Raw genomic sequence first — 16,757 nt, forward strand, 5'->3', positions numbered from 1 at the left:
GCCGCAGCAGGATCGGGTCGGGGAATGTGCACGTGAACGCATCACCCACCACTGGACCGACAACGGCCCCGCTTTCCGCGGGGCCGTTTCGGCTGTCGGGGGTAGCTCGATTCAGGCGGTGACGATTCCCGTCGACAGCGAGCGATCCATATGGTCGGCCGCGACCAATCGGTCGCCGACGAACGACAATGCCCAGACGCTGCCCTTGCGATTGCGCGCGGGCGGCAGAGTCAGGCCGCTGCGCTCGGCCAGCCACTGTGTCAGATCCGGAATGACCCCGCCCTGACTGCACACCGTGGGCACACCCCGATCTGTTATCAACGACAGAAATCGTTGCCGGGCCGCGCTTTTCGCTGAATCGTAACCTTGCTCGGAAAACATTGGCTCGCAATTGATTTCGACGTTCAGCTCCTCCGCCAACGGGGTCACGGTTTGGATACAGCGCAGCGGGTCGGCCGAATGGATCTCGGATGCGCCGAACGCCAACAGGTTCGGTGTGAGCGCCTCGGCCTGCTGCTGACCGGCGGCCTCCAGGGGGCGCAAATCGTCGGGTCCGTCCCAGGCGGCGCGCTTGCCCGCCTTGGCGTGGCGCACCAGCAGCACCGTCGCGGTCCGGGCGGGCAGGCGCGCGAACATCCGGATCACCTGCCGATCCATCGGATACGACAGCTGGTCCATCACCCGGTCCAGCGGGAACCAGCGCAGCTGGTCGACCTCGGCGTTGACGGTGAACTCCCCGGCCGCGGCCTCGGCGGCCCAGTAGTCGACCCGCTTGAGCAGCCGATGGCCCGGGATCGGATAGGTGACGTGGCCGAGATAGCGGCCCAGCGCGCACGGCAGGCCGGTCTCCTCGCCGACCTCGCGCACCGCCGCAACCACCGGGGTCTCACCGGGGTCGAGCTTGCCCTTGGGCAGCGACCAGTCGCCGTATTTGGGCCGGTGGATCACGGCGATCTCCGGGCCGGAGTCGCCGGGTCGCCACAGCACCGCGCCCGCCGCGTGGATATTGGGCCGCACCTGCGGATCTCGGATGCTCACGGCTGGTCGGGCCTACGCAGCCGCATCAGGAACTGCTGATGGTCGCGGACCTGGTCGGCCGCGGCGTCGCTCGGGCTGGCCAGCCAGGCACCCTCCGGGCCGAGCACCCAGCAGCGGGTCATCGGGTCGAGCGCCGAATCGAAGACCGCGCTGAGCTGCTCGGTGAGCCTGCGGTCCTTGACCTGCACCATCACCTCGACCCGGCGGTCCAGATTGCGGTGCATCATGTCGGCGCTGCCGATCCAGGTCTCGTCCTGGGCGCGGAACTGCAGGACCCGGGAGTGTTCGAGGAATCGGCCGAGAATCGAGCGCACCTCGATGTTCTCGCTCAGGCCGGGCACGCCGGGGCGCAGCCCGCAGATGCCGCGCACCACGATCCGCACCGGCACCCCGGCCAGCGAGGCGCGGTAGAGGGCGTCGATGATCTGCTCGTCGACGATGGCGTTGGCCTTGATCCGGATGCCCGCCGCCTCGCCCTGTCCGGCCAGTTCGATCTCGCGGTCGATGCGTTCGACGATCCCGGCCCGCACGCCGAGCGGGGCGACCATCAGATTGCGGTAGTCCTCCTTGCGGGAGTAACCGGTCAGCGAATTGAACAGGTCGGTCAGGTCGGCCCCGATTTCCGGTGCCGCGGTGAACAAGCCGACGTCCTCGTACAGGCGCGCGGTCTTGGGGTTGTAGTTGCCGGTGCCGATGTGGCAGTAGCGGCGGATGGTGGAGCCCTCGCGGCGCACCACCAGGCAGGTCTTGCAGTGGGTCTTGAGGCCGATCAGGCCGTAGACCACATGCACGCCCGCCTGTTCCAGCGCGCGGGCCCATTTGATGTTGGCCTGCTCGTCGAAGCGGGCCTTGATCTCGACCAGCGCCACGACCTGCTTGCCCGCCTCGGCGGCCTCGATGAGCGCGTTGATGATCGGGGAGTCACCGGAGGTGCGGTACAGGGTCTGCTTGATCGCCAGCACCTGCGGGTCGGCCGCGGCCTGTTCGATGAAGCGCTGCACGCTGGTGGAGAACGAGTCGTAGGGGTGGTGCACCAGCACATCGCCCTCGCGCAGCGCGGCGAAGACATTGCGTGGGGTCTCGCGCTCGCCGAAGGCGGGCGGGGTGGCCGGAACGTAGGGCGCGTCCTTGAGATCGGGCCGGTCGACGCCGTAGACCTGCCACAGGCACGACAGGTCGAGCAGGCCGGGCACCTGGATGACGTCGGCGGGGTCGACCTCGAGTTCGCGCAGCAGCAGTTCGAGCATGTGCTCGGTCATGTCGTCGGAGACCTCGAGCCGTACCGGCTTGCCGAAGCGGCGGCGCGCGAGTTCGCGTTCCATCGCCTGCAGCAGGTCTTCGTCGCGGTCCTCGTCGACCTCGAAGTCGGCGTTGCGGGTGATCCGGAACGAATGCGTCTCCACCACGGTCAGACCCGGGAACAGCAGGTCCAGGTGCGCGGCGATGAGGTCTTCCATGGGCAGGAAGGCCGCGATGGCCGAGGGCGCCTCGGTGCGGCGCACGCGCACGAACCGGTCGACATTGTCGGGCACCTTCACGCGGGCGAAGTGCTCACCGCCGGTGCCGGTGTCCTTCACCGTCACCGCGAGGTTGAGGCTCAGGCCGGAGATGTAGGGGAAGGGGTGGGCCGGGTCGACGGCCAGCGGTGTGAGGACCGGGAAGACCTGGTCGGTGAAGTAGCCGGAGAGCCGGTGCCGTTCGTCCTCGTCGAGGTCGGCCCAGCCGATGATGTCGATGCCCTCCTGGGCCAGCGCCGGGTTCACCTCCGCGAGGAAGACGTCGGCGTGGCGCACCGCCAGTTCCTGGGCGCGCGCGGCGATGATCTCCAACTGCTCCGACGGGGAGCGGCCGTCGGCCGAGCGCACCGACAGGCCGGTCTCGGCACGGCGTTTGAGACCGGCGACGCGAACCATGTAGAACTCGTCGAGGTTCGAGGCGAAGATCGCCAGGAACTTGGCGCGCTCCAGCAACGGCAGCGAGGCGTCCTCGGCCAGCGCCAGGACCCGGGCGTTGAAGTCCAGCCAGCTCAATTCCCGGTTCAGGTAGCGATCGCGGGGCAACCGCTGGGCGGCCGCGTCACCGCCCGTGGCCGCGGCGGCGGCGGGTGGCGGGGAAATCGGGGGCTGCGGCTTGATCGTTTCCGTGTCGCTCACGTCATCGATCATCCCCTACGGACCGGGCAGTCCGCAGCATGACACTTGTCCGGTTGATCCGATCCGGGCCCGGGGGCGGCGATCGGTCAGCACCCGGTGCGAACCGGGTCACTTTCCTGTTCGAGCGCACCGAATTCGCGCAGGACGGCCGCGGTGCGCGCGCCGACGCCGAGCGCGCGGACGGCGGCGAGGTCGGCGGGGGTGTCCACATCGCGGCGCAGACCCGGCCAGTGCCCGGCCAGGGCTCGCGCGCCGTCGGCGCGGTGCGCCTGGGCCGAGCCGGGGCCGAAGCGTGGGGCCAGGGCGGCGATGTCGTCGCGCACGAGCAGTGCGGCGGTGCCGGTGCCGGTGTGATCGATCACCAGCGAGCGTTCGCCGTCGGGGGCGACGGTGAGCAGGTCGGCCAGTTCGGCGGGACGCAGCGCGGGCAGGTCGGCCTGCAGGGCGAGCAGCTGTGACGGGCCGTGGCGGTCGCGCACGGCCGAGGCACCCGCGGCGAGGGCGGCGTTGAGCGGATCGGCGGCGCCGGTCGGTTCGGCCAGGACGTGCGCGCCGAGGTCGGTGGCGCGGGCGGCGACGAGCGGATCGGGGGTGACCACGGTCAGTGACAGCACTTCCGGCACGGCGATCGCGGCCGCGGCCGTGTCGGCGAACATGGCCAGGACGAGCTGCCCACGCTGCGTGGCGGTCAGGACCTCGGCCAGGCGGCTCTTGGCCCGGTCGATGTGCTTGACCGCCATCACGGCGTGCACGGTGTGCGGACGCATGCCGTCAATCCTTACATGGCATATTGGGCTGATGACGAGGGCGGCGGTTATGGGTGCGGGGTCGTGGGGCACCGCGTTCGCGAAGGTGTTGGCAGAGGCGGGGACCGAGGTCACGATCTGGGCCAGACGCGCCGAGGTCGCCCAGGCACTCGATACCGAGCACCGTAATCCGTTCTATCTACCCGGGGTCCAGCTGCCGCCGGTGCGTGCGACCGACGATCACCGGGTGGCGCTCGCGGGCGCGGATCTGGTGGTGTTGGCGGTGCCGTCGCAGTCGCTGCGGGCGAATCTCGAACGGTGGAAGGACGATATCGGCGCCGACGCCACGCTGCTCAGCCTCATGAAGGGGGTCGAGACCGGCACGCTGCTGCGGATGAGTCAGGTGATCGCGGAGGTCACCGGGGCCGAGGCGAGCCGGATCGCGGTGCTGTCGGGGCCGAATCTGGCGCACGAGATCGTCGAACGCCAGCCCGCGGCGACGGTGATCGCCTGTACCGACAGCGAGCGCGCCGGGGTGGCGCAGCGGGCCTGCGCCACCGGGTACTTCCGGCCGTACACCAATTCCGATGTGATCGGGGCCGAGATCGGTGGCGCGTGCAAGAACGTCATCGCGCTGGCCTGCGGCATCGCCTCGGGGATGGGACTGGGTGACAACTCCGTCGCCAGCCTGATCACCCGCGGACTGGCCGAGGTGATGCGGTTGGGCGTGGCCCTCGGCGCGCAGCCGGTGACCCTGGCCGGGCTGGCGGGCGTGGGCGATCTGGTGGCCACCTGCACCTCGCCGCTGTCGCGCAATCGGTCCTTCGGGTACGTGCTCGGTTCGGGCGGCTCGATGGCGGCCGCGCAGGAGGCGACCAATGGGCAGGTGGCCGAAGGTGTGAAGTCGTGCACATCGGTGCGGGCCCTGGCGGCCGCGCACCAGGTGGAGATGCCCCTCACCGACGCGGTGCACCGGGTGTGTCACGAGGGACTTTCGGTTAGCGAGGCCGTCGACAGTCTGCTCGGAAGAAAGATCAAGCCGGAGTAAGGTCGATGCCGCCACAGCGCCGCGAACCCACTAAGTTGACGGTCATGACGAACCGGATCAGGGTAGCTGTGGTCTTCGGCGGGCGCAGCAGCGAGCACGCCGTCTCGTGTGTATCGGCGAGCAGCGTGCTGCGCAACCTCGATCCCGCCCGCTACGAGGTGGTGCCGATCGGCATCACCGCCACCGGCAGCTGGGTGCTGGCCGAGGGGATCGGTCAGCTCGAGCTCAGCCACGACGCGCTGCCCGCGGTGGACGCCGCCGGGACCGCGCTGACGCTGGCAGCGGACCCGGGCCGCTCCGGCGCGCTGGTCGCCCTCGACGATCCGTCGGCCACGCTCGGGCGCGTGGACGTGGTCTTCCCGATCCTGCACGGCCCCTTCGGCGAGGACGGCACCCTGCAGGGCATGCTCGAACTGGCCGGGGTGCCCTACGTCGGGGCGGGCGTGCTCGCCAGCGCGGCGGGCATGGACAAGGAGTTCACCAAGAAATTGCTGGCCGCCGAAGGGTTACCGGTCGGCATCCAGGTGGTGCTGCGCCCCGGCACCGCGACCCTGACCGAGGACGAGCGCGCCCGCATCGGGCTGCCCGCCTTCGTCAAGCCCGCGCGCGGGGGGTCCTCGATCGGCATCACCAAGATCACCGACTGGGCCGCGCTCGACGCCGCCGTCGCCACCGCCCGCGAACATGATCCGAAGGTGATCGTCGAAGCGGGCATCCTCGGCCGCGAGGTCGAGTGCGGGGTGCTGGAATTCGCCGACGGCCAGGTGCGCGGCAGCGTGGTCTCCGAGATCCGGATGCCCGACGCCGACGCCGCCGCCCCGGAGTTCTACGACTTCGCCACCAAATACCTCGACGACGTCTGCGAATTCGACGTGCCCGCCAAGCTCGACGACGACGTCGCCGAGCAGATCCGCGAACTGTCGGTGCGCGCCTTCCGCGCGCTGGACTGCCAGGGCCTGGCCCGCGTCGACTTCTTCGTCACCGCCGACGGCCCGGTGATCAACGAGATCAACACCATGCCCGGCTTCACCCCGATCTCGCAGTACCCGCGCATGTGGGAAGCCACCGGAATCGACTACCCGACCCTGGTTTCCACGCTCATCGAGACGGCCCTGGCCCGGGGTACCGGCCTGCGCTGAGCGCTCTCACAACTCGCCGGGAGTGGGCTCTCGGGCGGGGAGGGTGGTGTTGATCGTCTCGGAGACGGTCTGGATGGGGCCGGTGCCGGAGTTGTCGGGGACGGTCAGCGCGATGTAGGTCTCGCGGTCGACGGCGAACCAGGTGCCGGTCTTCGCGACGTCGTCGCGGACCTGGAACCACTTCACGCCGTCGATGACGGTGAGCGCGGAGGCGCGGTTGAATTCCAGGGGGCGGTCCAGACCGCAGCGGAGCACGATCGGGTCGCCGCCGTCTTCGAGCTGCCAGGCGCGGGTGGCCTGCGGCGCGGGCTCGGCGAGCGTGGACTTCGTGTAGGTCTCGCCGTCGCTGGGCAGATCCGCGGGCAGCGCGGGCAGCAGCGCGTGACAGGCGGGGCCGTCGTGGGCGGGAGCCGGGACCGGGCCGAGGGCGAGCGGTTCGCGTTCGGTGGGGGCGCGCAGGGCGATGAAGGCGGCGACCAGCACGCCGACGATCAGCACGACCGGCAGCGCCACGGCGGTGGCGATCAGCGCGGGGGAGTACGGCGTCGAGGCGGGCTCGGCCGCGGGGGTGTCGGCTTCCTCGGTGGGCGACGTCGGCTCGGGGCTGTCCTCGTGTGCCGTCTCGTCGCGCTCGTTCGGGTCCGACGAATCCGCCGCCATAGCCGTGGGGTCCTTTCCGCTCAGTGGTATCGGGTGCACCGTCGGTGGTGCCCGATCGCCTCCGAAAGGGTACCGTCGGGTCGATTTCGTCAGCGCGGCAGCACAGCGGGAAGGGGCCGGTCATCAGCGAGGACAGCCGGGCGCGGACGGTGCGGGAGGTCGGCGAGTTCGCGGTGATCGACCGGATCACCGCGGGCCGACGCCAGGGTGCGCAGGTGCTGCTGGGCCCCGGTGACGACGCCGCCGTGGTGGCCGCGCCCGACGGGCGGTTCGTGGTGAGCACCGACATGCTCGTCGAGGGCAGGCACTTCCGGCTGGACTGGTCGGCGCCCACCGAGATCGGCCGCAAGGCGATCGCGCAGAACGCGGCCGATGTGGTGTCGATGGGCGCGCGGCCGACCGCCTTCGTGGTCGCGCTGGGCTGCCCCGGCGACACCCCCGTCGCGGTGCTCGAGGACATCACCGAGGGCATGTGGACCGAGGCCGAACGCGCGGGCGGTTCGATCGTCGGCGGCGATCTGGTGCACAGCGAATACCTGGTGATCTCGGTGACCGCGTTCGGCGACCTCGGCGGGCGGGCCGCGATCACCCGCGCGGGCGCCCGGCCCGGTGACATCGTCGCGGTGGCGGGCGAACTCGGCTGGTCCGGAGCGGGGCTGGCCGTTCTCTCCGGCGACGCCGACATCGCCGATCCCGCCTTCGCCCGCGCGCTGGCCGCGCACCGGGCGCCGCGGCCGCCCTACGCGGCGGTCGTCGACATCGTCGGCGACGCGGGCCCCACCGCGCTCACCGATGTCTCCGACGGACTGCTCGCCGATCTCGGCCATCTCGCCCGCGCCTCGGGCGTCGCGATCGACGTGCGCGGCGCCGCGCTCACCGACCCGGACCTGGACGCGGTCGCGACGCGTCTGGATGCCGATGCGGCGCAATGGATTCTGTCCGGCGGTGAGGACCACGCCTTCGCGGGGACCTGGCCCTCGGGCACCGCGCTGCCGCCGGGGTGGCGGCCGATCGGGGTCGTCGCCGCAGGTGATGGCGTCACCGTCGACGGTGACGCGCCCAGCGGTGGGATCGGGTGGGAATCCTTCCACGGGTCCGGCGCCGCGCCTGTCGGCCCGAAACGATAGGTTGTGCGGTCATGGGTGCCAAACCACTGTCGGAGATCATCGATCCGGGCTGGGCCCGGGCCTTGGAACCGGTCGCCGACCGCATCAGCGAAATGGGCGAGTTCCTGCGCACGGAGAACGCCGAGGGCCGCGGCTATCTGCCCGCCGGGGAGAACGTGTTACGCGCGTTCCAGCGTCCGTTCGACGCGGTGCGGGTGCTGATCGTCGGCCAGGACCCGTACCCGACTCCCGGGCACGCGATGGGGCTGAGTTTCTCTGTCGCGCCGGATGTTTCGCCGGTCCCGCGCAGTCTGTCCAACATCTTCGCCGAGTACACCAAGGATCTGGGCTTCGACACACCCCGCTGCGGTGACCTGAGCCCGTGGTCGGATCAGGGCGTGCTGCTGCTGAACCGCGTTCTCACCGTCACCCCGGGCACCCCCGCCTCGCATCGTGGCAAGGGCTGGGAGGCCGTCACCGAGCAGGCCATCCGCGCGCTGGTCGCCCGCGACGAACCGCTCGTCGCCGTGCTGTGGGGTCGCGACGCGGGCTCGCTCAAGCCGACGCTGGTCCAGGCCGATGTGCCCTACATCGAGTCGGCCCATCCCTCCCCGCTGTCCGCCTCGCGCGGGTTCTTCGGTTCGCGGCCCTTCTCCCGGGTCAACGAGCTGCTCGACGAACTCGGCGCCGAACCAGTCGATTGGCGGCTGCCCTGACCCGGGGTGCCGTCCGCACCAGAGAAAAATGATGAAGGAGCACAACCCGATGCACAGCACGACCCTCCGCGCCGCCGTCGCGACCGCCGCCGTGGCCGCCGCCCTCACCGCGGGCGCGGCCTCGGCCTCCGCCGCGGGCCTGGCCCTGCAGCCCTACGACGAGCAGGCCGCGCCGGTGGCCACCACCCAGGTCGGCGAGGAATGGACCTCCACCGGCACCTCCACCATCTCCTCCGGCGTGAACGCGAAGGTGACCTGCCTGCTGCAGAACACCTTCAGCGCCCTCGGCGCCGCCTGCTGATCTCCGTTCAGCCCAGGCCGAGATAGTTCGGCTTGCGCTTGGCCACGAAGGCGTCGACGCCCTCCTGGCCGATCCTGCCGTTCGCGGCGGCGGCGATGCCGTCGCGTTCGGCGTCGAGCTGCTGGTCCAGGGTCGCCGCGGGCGACTGGGCCAGCAGCTTTTTCATGGCCGCGTACGTGGTGCGCGGACCCGCGACGAAGCTCTGGGCCACCCGCAGCGCCTCGGCGCCGACCTCGTCGTCGGCGACCAGACGGCTCAGGATGCCCAGGCGCACGGCCTCCTCGGCGTCGAGCACGGCGTCGGTGAGCAGGATCTCCGCGGCCCGGCTCGCGCCGACGATGCGTGGTAGCAGCCAGGACATGCCGCCGTCGGGGCTCAGACCGATGCCGGGGTAGGCCGGGCGCAGCTTGGTCGACGGGCCGCCGATCGCGACGTCGGCGCCCAGGACCAGGCTCATCCCGGCCCCGGCCGCCCAGCCGTGTACCGCGGCGACCACGGGCACCGGGGCGGCGTCGAGCGCGCGCACGAAATCGTGCAGCTCACCGGCCAGCTCGCGCAGGTAGGCGCCGCGATCCTCGGCGGCGGCGAAATGGCGGACATTGCCGCCCGCGCAGAAATTGGGCCCAGCACCGGTGAGCAGGATCGCGCCCACCTCGGGATCGAGATCGCGCAGGGCGGCGGTGCCCGCGTTGATCAGGTCGAAGTCCATCGACGTGCCCGCCGCGGCGGTGGCGATGGTCAACCGCAGCACGCCGTCGACGAGCTGGGGGGCCGGAAGCGATTCGGTGGTACTACTCATGGCGTCACCCTAGCGAGGGGCGCGCCGCCACAGTTGTTCGGGCAGCAGCGTGAACGGGTCCACCCGGTGCACGCCGGTGTCGGCGAAGCCGTGCCTGCGATAGAAGGCGTGCGCGCGCGGATAGTCGGCGAAGACCCACAGCGTGCAGGGCGAGTCGGGGGCGGCCGAGGAGATGAGCGCGTCGGCGACGCCGGTGCCGTGCCAGGCCGTGCGGACGTAGAGGGCGTCGAGTTCGTGCGCGCTCGCGGCGGCGAAGCCGATCAGCTCATCACCGGCGAGCGCGACGGGGATGCGGTGGGTGCCCTCGCTCCGGCGCCGCTCCCAGGTGAGGATCGAGCGGTCGAGGTCGAAACCGGCCAGCACGTGCGCCGGGACCAGGCTGTCGTAGGACTCGCGCCAGCTGGCGATGTGACAGGTGGCCAGCGCGCGAACGCGATCGGCGGTCAGCGGCTCGAGCCGCCAGTCAGGCACGACGACACCCACCAACGACAAAACCCCGGGTCGCCCACGAGGGGCGCCGGGGTGGTGTCGGCAGAATGTACGGGCTGAGAATCAGCCGCGGACGACCTTGCCCGCCTTCAGGCAGGAGGTGCACACGTTCATCCGGCGGGTGTTGCCAGGGGCAACCTGCGCACGCACGGTCTGGATGTTCGGGTTCCAGCGACGGTTGGTGCGCCGGTGCGAGTGCGAGACCGACTTCCCGAAACCGGGGCCCTTGGCGCAGACGTCGCAAACGGCAGCCATGTCGCGAGCTCCTTCATGTCATAAGCGGTCAGCGCGCACGGATGCCCGCTGTACCGGAAACTGATGTCGTCAAATGCCTTGCCGACTCGCGTCGGCCAGCGCAGACCCGGAAGGGCCGCACGAGGCAACCCTGCAAGGGTAGCGGGCCGGGCCGTGAAGTTCCAAACCGGGTGTCCCGGTCGAGACGCCGGTCCGGTCGGGAGGTGGGGCCCGTCCGCGGCGAGCATACCGCTGTCGGCGGCTGGCGCTAACCTGGCGTGCGATGCTCGGCGCGCGGGCGCCGGAGACGGGGAGAGAGGTGACGGTGTCGCACGTGCGGGAGTCGCTGGACGGCGCTTCGCTACTGACCTGGGCCCGAACCTGCCGCACCGACCTGGAACTACGCCGCGCCGAGATCGACGCCCTCAATGTCTTCCCTATCGCCGACGCCGACACCGGCACCAATCTGCTCGCCACCATGCGCGCGGCCGTGTCCGCCGCCGAGTCCGTCGCGTCCGGTCCTGTGCCGGTCGTCGCCCCGGCCGACGCGGGTCGGGTGACCCCTGAGCCGATTACGACGAGTGTCGCTGAGCCCGCCGCGGTGTCCGGCGACGGCCGGATCGGTACCGAGGGAGACCTCCGTGCCCGCGTCCCTGCGGGCGGTGCGGGGCATGGGGCGCCCGACGGCGAGGCCGCCGGGCCAGAGGTTGCTGGGCTGGGCGCGGTGCCGTCGGCGTATCGGATCGCGCGAGCACTGGCGCGGGGCGCGACGAGTGGGGCGCGGGGGAACTCCGGGATCATACTTTCGCAGGTGCTGCGCGGGATCGCCGATGCTGTCGTCGACGGTCCGCTGACCGGCCAGCGACTGCGGGTGGCACTGCGGCGCGCGGCGATGCTGGTGCGCACCGGGCTCAGCGCGCCGGTCGAGGGCACGATCCTCACGGTGCTCGACCGCGCCGCCGTGGCCGCCGACGACGCCGACGACCTATCACTGGTGACGGTGGCGCGGGCCGCCGCAGACGGCGCGGCCCGCGCCCTGAACGAGACACCGACCCAACTCGGTGTGCTCCGGGCGGCGGGCGTGGTCGACGCGGGTGCCCGCGGCCTGCTGGTCCTGCTGGATTGCCTTGTCGCGGCGGTCTGCGGCCAGGCCCCGACCCGAGACACCTACGCCCGGAAACGGGCAGACATCGGCACGGACCGGCTCGCCCCCGAGACGAGCGTCCGGCCCGCCCCGACAACCGCAGCCGACCGCATCGCCCTACGGCCTGGCAGTCCGGTGCGGCCCGGTGACGTGCAGCGTCTCGGTGGCGTAGGGCGACTCGACGACCGCGCACTGCCCGCCGACCTGACTCGGTCCGCTGACGTGGAAGGGTCCGGCGACCTGGTGCGGCCCGGTGACGTGGGACGGCCCGGTGCGGACGACTGTGATCATCCGCTGCCCGAGCGCACGCCGGACCCGCATTTCGAGGTCATGTATCTGATCTCGGGCAGTGACGAGGACGCGGCGCGGGGGCTGCGGGATCGGCTGGCTGTGCTGGGGGACTCGGTGGTGGTGGTCGGGGACGGGGACGGGACGTGGTCGGCACATGTGCACTGCCGCGACGCGGGGGCCGCGATCGAGGCCGGGCTGGTGATCGGGCGGGTCAGCGGGATCCGGATCGAGAGCTTCGCGGTGACGGCGCCGCACGGTGGCCATCACGAGGACGCGCTGATGTCCGCGGGCACGGTGCGTGACGCCGTCGGACACCCCGGTGAGTCCGCGCGCGCGGATCGACCGCGGTATGCCGGTGAGCCGCTCGGGTCCGACCCGCCGCACGATCGTTCGTCCACCGATGGTTTTCCGCACCTGAATCCCCAGCTCGGGGCCGATGCTCCGGCCGTCACCCCCGGCGAAGCCGACCGCGGCGTGCTCGCCGTCGTCTCCGGTGACGAGGCGGCCCGGCTGTTCGCCGACGCGGGCGCGGTGGTGCTGCGCGGGGATCGCCAGTTCGACGCGAACTCGCTGCTGCGCGCGATCCGGGCCATGCCGCATCGCGAAGTACTGGTCCTGCCCAACGGCGCGCTGCCCGCGCAGGAATTGGTCGCCGTCGGTGTCGCCGCGCGTGACGCCTCGCGCGATGTGCTGCTGCTGCCGAGCGCCTCCATGGTGCAGGGACTGGCCGCGCTGGCCGTGCACGATCGCGGCCGGATCGCGGTCGACGACGCCTTCGCCATGTCCGAGGCCGCCGCGACCACCCGGTGGGGCGCGCTGCGGGCGGCACGGGTGCGGGCGCTGACCATGGTCGGCACCTGCGCCCCCGGCGACGGCCTCGGCCTGGTCGGGCAGGACGTGGTGGTGATCGACCCGGACGTGGTCGGCGCCGGGAAGATCCTGCTGGACCGGATGCTCGGTCTCGGCGGCGAATTGGTGACGCTGCTGATGGGCGCCGACGCGGGCCCCGAATTGGGGCAGGTCCTCACCGACCATGTGACGGCCGGATTCCCCGGTGTCGAGGTGGTGGTGTATTCCGGTGGGCAGCAAGCGGATCTGGTGCAGATTGGGGTCGAGTAGACGATGGCGACACTGAGTGACCGGCTCGATCACGTGCTCGGCGTGAAAGCGGCCGAACGACTGACCGAGTCCTTCGACATGACCACCGTCGAAGACCTGTTGCGCCACTATCCGGTGCGCTACGCCACCCAGGGCCAGCCGCTCACCGAGGAGGAGCCGGAGGAGTCCGCGCACATCACCGTGATCGGACGGATCACCAAAGCCGAACTGCGGCCGATGAAGAATCGGCGCGGCTCACTGCTGAAGGTGCAGCTCGACACCGGCGCGCCACGGCCGATCGAGGCCACCTTCTTCAACGGCGACAAGGTGCGCTATCTGGTGAAAGAGGGTGTGCGGGCGATGATGTCGGGCACCGTGCACTGGTGGCGGCCCGACCGCTGGAACCTCTCGCACCCGGACTATCTGATCCTGCCCGACAAACCCGAGGCGGGCGTGGAAGAGCTCACCTCGGTGCGCGGCAGCGGAGCCCTGCGCGGGCTCGCCCAGAGCGCCAAAGGCGCGGGGGGAGTGGATGCCTCGTTCTTCGAACGCGAATTCGTGCCGGTGTATCCGGCGACGGCCAAGGTGCAGAGCTGGGATCTGCTGGCCTGTATCCGTCAGGTCCTCGACCAGCTCGACCCGATCGAGGACCCGCTGCCCGCGGATCTGCGCGCGGAACGCGACCTGCTCGAGGTCACCGACGCGCTGCGCCTGATCCACCTGCCCGAACACCAGATCGATATCGAAAAAGCCAGGGAGCGGCTGCGTTTCGACGAGGCGTTGGCTTTGCAGCTGGTGCTGGCGGAGCGTCGGCACGAGGTGGAGGGGCGTACCGCTCCCGCCTGCCCGCCGCGCACCGACGGGATCGCCGCGGCCTTCGACGAGCGGTTGCCCTTCGAGCTCACCGAGGGCCAGCGGCTGGTGATCGACGAGATCGGCGCCGACCTCTCGCGTACCCGGCCGATGCACCGTCTGCTCCAGGGTGAGGTGGGCTCGGGCAAGACCATCGTCGCCCTGCACGCCATGTTGCAGGTGGTCGATTCCGGCCGCCAGTGCGCGTTGCTCGCGCCCACGGAAGTGCTCGCCGCCCAACACTATCGGTCGCTGCGCGCCATGCTCGGCGATCTCGGCACGGCCGGGGAACTGGGTGCGGGCGAGCACGCGACGAAGGTCGTGCTGCTCACCGGGTCCATGTCGACCTCGGCCCGCAAGGCCGCGCTGCTGGACGCCGTGACCGGCGAGGCGGGCCTGGTGATCGGCACGCATGCCCTCATCCAGGACGCCGTGGAGTTCTTCGACCTGGGTCTGGTGGTGGTCGACGAGCAGCACCGTTTCGGTGTCGAGCAGCGAGACGCCTTGCGCGCCAAGGCCAACAACGGCATCAGCCCGCACCTGCTGGTGATGACCGCCACCCCGATCCCGCGCACGATCGCCATGACCACCCTGGGCGACCTGGAGACCTCCACCCTCACCGAGCTGCCCCGTGGCCGTTCCCCGATCACCTCGAAAGTCGTTGCCCGCAAACTGCATCCGGGCTGGGTCGATCGCGCCTGGGAGCGCATTCTGGAAGAGGTCGGACAGGGCCGTCAGGCGTATGTGGTGTGCTCGCGCATCGGCGAGGACCCCGACGCGCCGCCCGCCAAGGGCAAGAAGGCCGACAAGAAGGCCGAGGAGAAGGAAGGCCCCACCACCCAGGCTGCGGTGGAGATGTACGAGACGCTGAGCGCGGGGCCGCTGGCCGGGGTCCGGGTCGGGCTGCTGCACGGACGGCTGCCGTCCGACGAGAAAGATCACGTGATGCGCCAGTTCAACGACGGCGCCATCGACGTGCTGGTGTGCACCACGGTGGTCGAGGTCGGTGTCGACGTGCCCAACGCGACGGTCATGGTGATCGTGGACGCCGACCGGTTCGGAGTGAGCCAGCTGCACCAGCTGCGCGGCCGGATCGGGCGTGGCAAGCACCCCGGCCTGTGCCTGCTGATCACCGATGCCGCACCCGGTGGGACGGCCATGGCCCGGCTGGAGGCGGTCGCCGCGACCACCGACGGTTTCGAGCTCTCGGTGCTGGATCTGCGTCAGCGCCGTGAAGGCGACGTGCTCGGCTCGGCCCAGTCCGGCACGGCGCGTTCATTGCGGCTGCTGTCGCTGCTCGACGACCTCGAGGTGATCACCGCCGCCCAGGACCTGGCCCGGCGGGTGGTCGCCGAGGACCCGGGCCTGGTGGAACATCCTGGCCTGGCCGGGATGATGCACGCCGCCGTGGACGGCGAGCGCATCGAATACCTGGCCAAGTCCTGAGTCAGTGCGGCAGCCGGGGATAGGGCAGATCGGTGCTGGTGTGCTCGGCCACCGCCAGCGCGCGGCCGATCTGCGGGAACGCCCGCTGCGGGCACGACGGCCGCTCGCACACCTTGCAGCCCGCGCCGATCGGCACGGCCACCTGGGGGTCGTCGAGCTGGATGCCCTGCGAGTACACCAGTCGGTCGGCGTATTCGATATCGCAGCCCAGCGCGATGACGAAATTCTTCGACGCGCCACCGAAACCCTGCGGCGCGGGCGGGGTGGTGCGCGCGATCCACAGGTACCGACGGCCGTCGGGCATCTCCGCGATCTGGGTGAGGATGCGGCCAGGATGCGCGAACGCCTCGTGGGTGACCCACAGCGGGCAGCTGCCGCCGACCCGGGAGAAGTGGAAGGCGGTGGCCGACTGCCGTTTCGAGATATTGCCCGCCCGGTCGGTGCGCACCAGGAAGAACGGCACCCCACGCTGACCCTGCCGTTGCAGAGTGCTGAGCCGGTGGCAGACCGTCTCGAACCCCACCTCGAAGCGCAGGGCGAGCAGATCGACGTCGTAGCGCAGTTCCTCGGCCGAGCGCAGGAACCGGCCGTAGGGCAGGATCAGCGCGCCCGCGAAGTAGTTGGCCAACCCGACCCGGGCCAGGGTGCGCGATTCACCGGTGAGCGCGCGGGATTCGGCGAGCACATTGTCGATCTCGCGGCCGTAGAGCAGCAGGCCCAGCGTGGAGGCGATCTGGAAGGCGCGCTGACCCGGCCGCAGTCGGCGGGCCAGGGTGAGCGTGCGGGTGTCGGGCTCGTAGTGGCGCTTCGGGATGGTGGGGTCGGCGCCGTCGCCGCGCACCAGCACCGTCACCCCGGCGCGTTCCTCGGCGATGCGGGCCAGTTGACGGTCCAGCGAGCCGATGCTGAGCCCGGATTCCTCGAACAGTTGCTCGGCGGCGTGATCGAGGGTGGAGATGTGATTGCGGTGGTCGTAGAAGAAGTCGCGCACGTCCTCGTAGGGCATCGGGGTGCCCGGGGCGCCGCTGGGGTTCTCCACTCGGGAGGACAGCAGGTCGAGCTGATCGGTGGCCGCGCGCAGCCGCCGGTGCATGGCGATGACGATGCGCGCCACCTCTGGTAGCCGCGTCGCCAGTTCCTCGACCTCGGTGATCGGTGCGGTGTCACCGCCACCGGCCGCCTCGACGAGCACCTCGTGCAGGTCCGAGACCAGTCGCGCGTCGGAGTCGGCGGCGAAGAACTGGACATCGAGGTCGAAGGTCGAGTTCAGTTTCAGCAGAACGGGAATGGTGAGCGGGCGCTGATCGCGCTCGAGCTGGTTGAGGTAGCTGGGTGACAGATCCAGCGATTTCGCCAGCGCCGCCTGGGTCATCCGCCGTTCTTCGCGCAGCCGTCGTAGCCTGGCCCCCGCGTACATCTTCCGCACGCCGAAGATCCTAACGCTCAGGGTTCGCAACGTTTGCTGAAAGTGCCGATTACCTCGGGAGATGTCCACTC

The 16,757-nt window shown here is 70.8% G+C and carries 15 protein-coding genes; 7 read left to right on the forward strand and 8 right to left on the reverse strand.

Translation table 11 applies throughout. The annotated features are described in order from the left end of the window. Positions 1 to 111: 111 nt before the first annotated feature. From QC180_RS17315 to cofC, 3 genes are all read right to left on the reverse strand, one after another. Positions 112 to 1,032 carry an NUDIX hydrolase gene (locus QC180_RS17315; RefSeq protein ID WP_278264079.1) on the reverse strand — a complete coding sequence of 307 codons (921 nt, stop codon included), beginning with the start codon at positions 1,030 to 1,032 and terminating at the stop codon, positions 112 to 114. 2 nt (positions 1,033 to 1,034) lie between these two features. Next, complete coding sequence (locus QC180_RS17320; protein ID WP_278263795.1) at positions 1,035 to 3,203, reverse strand: RNA degradosome polyphosphate kinase; 2,169 nt, start codon at positions 3,201 to 3,203, stop codon at positions 1,035 to 1,037. A 74-nt stretch (positions 3,204 to 3,277) separates the two neighbouring features. Further along, positions 3,278 to 3,958 (reverse strand): 2-phospho-L-lactate guanylyltransferase, encoded by a 681-nt coding sequence (cofC, locus tag QC180_RS17325; RefSeq protein WP_278263796.1) that lies wholly within the window; start codon positions 3,956 to 3,958, stop codon positions 3,278 to 3,280. Between the two features lie 31 nt (positions 3,959 to 3,989). On the opposite strand from cofC, the gene QC180_RS17330 reads away from it, so the two are divergent. After that, positions 3,990 to 4,985, forward strand: coding sequence for an NAD(P)H-dependent glycerol-3-phosphate dehydrogenase (locus QC180_RS17330; RefSeq protein WP_278263797.1), 996 nt, complete (start codon positions 3,990 to 3,992; stop codon positions 4,983 to 4,985). Positions 4,986 to 5,029: 44 nt separating this feature from the next. After that, positions 5,030 to 6,124 (forward strand): D-alanine--D-alanine ligase family protein, encoded by a 1,095-nt coding sequence (locus QC180_RS17335; protein ID WP_278263798.1) that lies wholly within the window; start codon positions 5,030 to 5,032, stop codon positions 6,122 to 6,124. A 6-nt stretch (positions 6,125 to 6,130) separates the two neighbouring features. Here the strand turns inward: QC180_RS17335 and QC180_RS17340 are convergent, their stop codons facing one another. Then, positions 6,131 to 6,784, reverse strand: a complete 654-nt coding sequence (locus QC180_RS17340) for a DUF3515 domain-containing protein (RefSeq protein WP_278263799.1) — start codon at positions 6,782 to 6,784, stop codon at positions 6,131 to 6,133. Positions 6,785 to 6,906: 122 nt separating this feature from the next. Between QC180_RS17340 and QC180_RS17345 the strand changes: the two genes are divergently transcribed. Genes QC180_RS17345 through QC180_RS17355 form a run of 3 tightly spaced genes read left to right on the forward strand, consistent with a single transcriptional unit; the run spans position 6,907 to position 8,907 of the window. Further along, positions 6,907 to 7,911, forward strand: coding sequence for a thiamine-phosphate kinase (locus QC180_RS17345; RefSeq protein WP_278264080.1), 1,005 nt, complete (start codon positions 6,907 to 6,909; stop codon positions 7,909 to 7,911). Between the two features lie 11 nt (positions 7,912 to 7,922). Next, entirely contained in the window at positions 7,923 to 8,606 is a 684-nt protein-coding gene (locus tag QC180_RS17350; protein WP_278263800.1) for a uracil-DNA glycosylase, read from the forward strand. 49 nt (positions 8,607 to 8,655) lie between these two features. Then, positions 8,656 to 8,907: a hypothetical protein gene (locus QC180_RS17355; RefSeq protein ID WP_278263801.1), complete on the forward strand. Its 252-nt coding sequence runs from the start codon at positions 8,656 to 8,658 to the stop codon at positions 8,905 to 8,907. A gap of 7 nt (positions 8,908 to 8,914) precedes the next feature. Here the strand turns inward: QC180_RS17355 and QC180_RS17360 are convergent, their stop codons facing one another. The 3 genes from QC180_RS17360 to rpmB form a co-directional block, all read right to left on the reverse strand. After that, entirely contained in the window at positions 8,915 to 9,706 is a 792-nt protein-coding gene (locus QC180_RS17360; protein WP_278263802.1) for an enoyl-CoA hydratase/isomerase family protein, read from the reverse strand. Positions 9,707 to 9,715: 9 nt separating this feature from the next. After that, positions 9,716 to 10,177, reverse strand: a complete 462-nt coding sequence (locus tag QC180_RS17365; RefSeq protein ID WP_278263803.1) for a GNAT family N-acetyltransferase — start codon at positions 10,175 to 10,177, stop codon at positions 9,716 to 9,718. Positions 10,178 to 10,258: 81 nt separating this feature from the next. Further along, entirely contained in the window at positions 10,259 to 10,450 is a 192-nt protein-coding gene (rpmB, locus tag QC180_RS17370) for a 50S ribosomal protein L28 (RefSeq protein WP_011210730.1), read from the reverse strand. 298 nt (positions 10,451 to 10,748) lie between these two features. On the opposite strand from rpmB, the gene QC180_RS17375 reads away from it, so the two are divergent. After that, on the forward strand, positions 10,749 to 12,983 hold the full coding sequence (locus QC180_RS17375) for a DAK2 domain-containing protein (protein ID WP_278263804.1): 2,235 nt from the start codon (positions 10,749 to 10,751) through the stop codon (positions 12,981 to 12,983). Positions 12,984 to 12,986: 3 nt separating this feature from the next. Then, on the forward strand, positions 12,987 to 15,260 hold the full coding sequence (gene recG / locus QC180_RS17380) for an ATP-dependent DNA helicase RecG (RefSeq protein WP_278263805.1): 2,274 nt from the start codon (positions 12,987 to 12,989) through the stop codon (positions 15,258 to 15,260). Position 15,261: 1 nt separating this feature from the next. Here recG and QC180_RS17385 read toward each other — a convergent pair whose 3' ends face one another. Further along, positions 15,262 to 16,686, reverse strand: a complete 1,425-nt coding sequence (locus tag QC180_RS17385) for a short-chain fatty acyl-CoA regulator family protein (protein ID WP_278263806.1) — start codon at positions 16,684 to 16,686, stop codon at positions 15,262 to 15,264. Positions 16,687 to 16,757: the final 71 nt, after the last annotated feature.

The organism is Nocardia anocheti, assembly GCF_029675105.1.
In the GTDB taxonomy this organism is placed as follows: Bacteria; Actinomycetota; Actinomycetes; order Mycobacteriales; family Mycobacteriaceae; genus Nocardia.

What these genes read in the sequence shown, in the direction of transcription:
- rpmB (WP_011210730.1), bottom strand. Translation starts at nt 10,450, where the DNA reads ATGGCTGCCGTTTGCGACGTCTGCGCCAAGGGCCCCGGTTTCGGGAAG.
- recG (WP_278263805.1), top strand. Translation starts at nt 12,987, where the DNA reads ATGGCGACACTGAGTGACCGGCTCGATCACGTGCTCGGCGTGAAAGCG.
- QC180_RS17335 (WP_278263798.1), top strand. Translation starts at nt 5,030, where the DNA reads ATGACGAACCGGATCAGGGTAGCTGTGGTCTTCGGCGGGCGCAGCAGC.
- QC180_RS17360 (WP_278263802.1), bottom strand. Translation starts at nt 9,706, where the DNA reads ATGAGTAGTACCACCGAATCGCTTCCGGCCCCCCAGCTCGTCGACGGC.
- QC180_RS17320 (WP_278263795.1), bottom strand. Translation starts at nt 3,203, where the DNA reads ATGATCGATGACGTGAGCGACACGGAAACGATCAAGCCGCAGCCCCCG.
- QC180_RS17330 (WP_278263797.1), top strand. Translation starts at nt 3,990, where the DNA reads ATGACGAGGGCGGCGGTTATGGGTGCGGGGTCGTGGGGCACCGCGTTC.
- QC180_RS17350 (WP_278263800.1), top strand. Translation starts at nt 7,923, where the DNA reads ATGGGTGCCAAACCACTGTCGGAGATCATCGATCCGGGCTGGGCCCGG.
- cofC (WP_278263796.1), bottom strand. Translation starts at nt 3,958, where the DNA reads ATGCGTCCGCACACCGTGCACGCCGTGATGGCGGTCAAGCACATCGAC.
- QC180_RS17340 (WP_278263799.1), bottom strand. Translation starts at nt 6,784, where the DNA reads ATGGCGGCGGATTCGTCGGACCCGAACGAGCGCGACGAGACGGCACAC.
- QC180_RS17355 (WP_278263801.1), top strand. Translation starts at nt 8,656, where the DNA reads ATGCACAGCACGACCCTCCGCGCCGCCGTCGCGACCGCCGCCGTGGCC.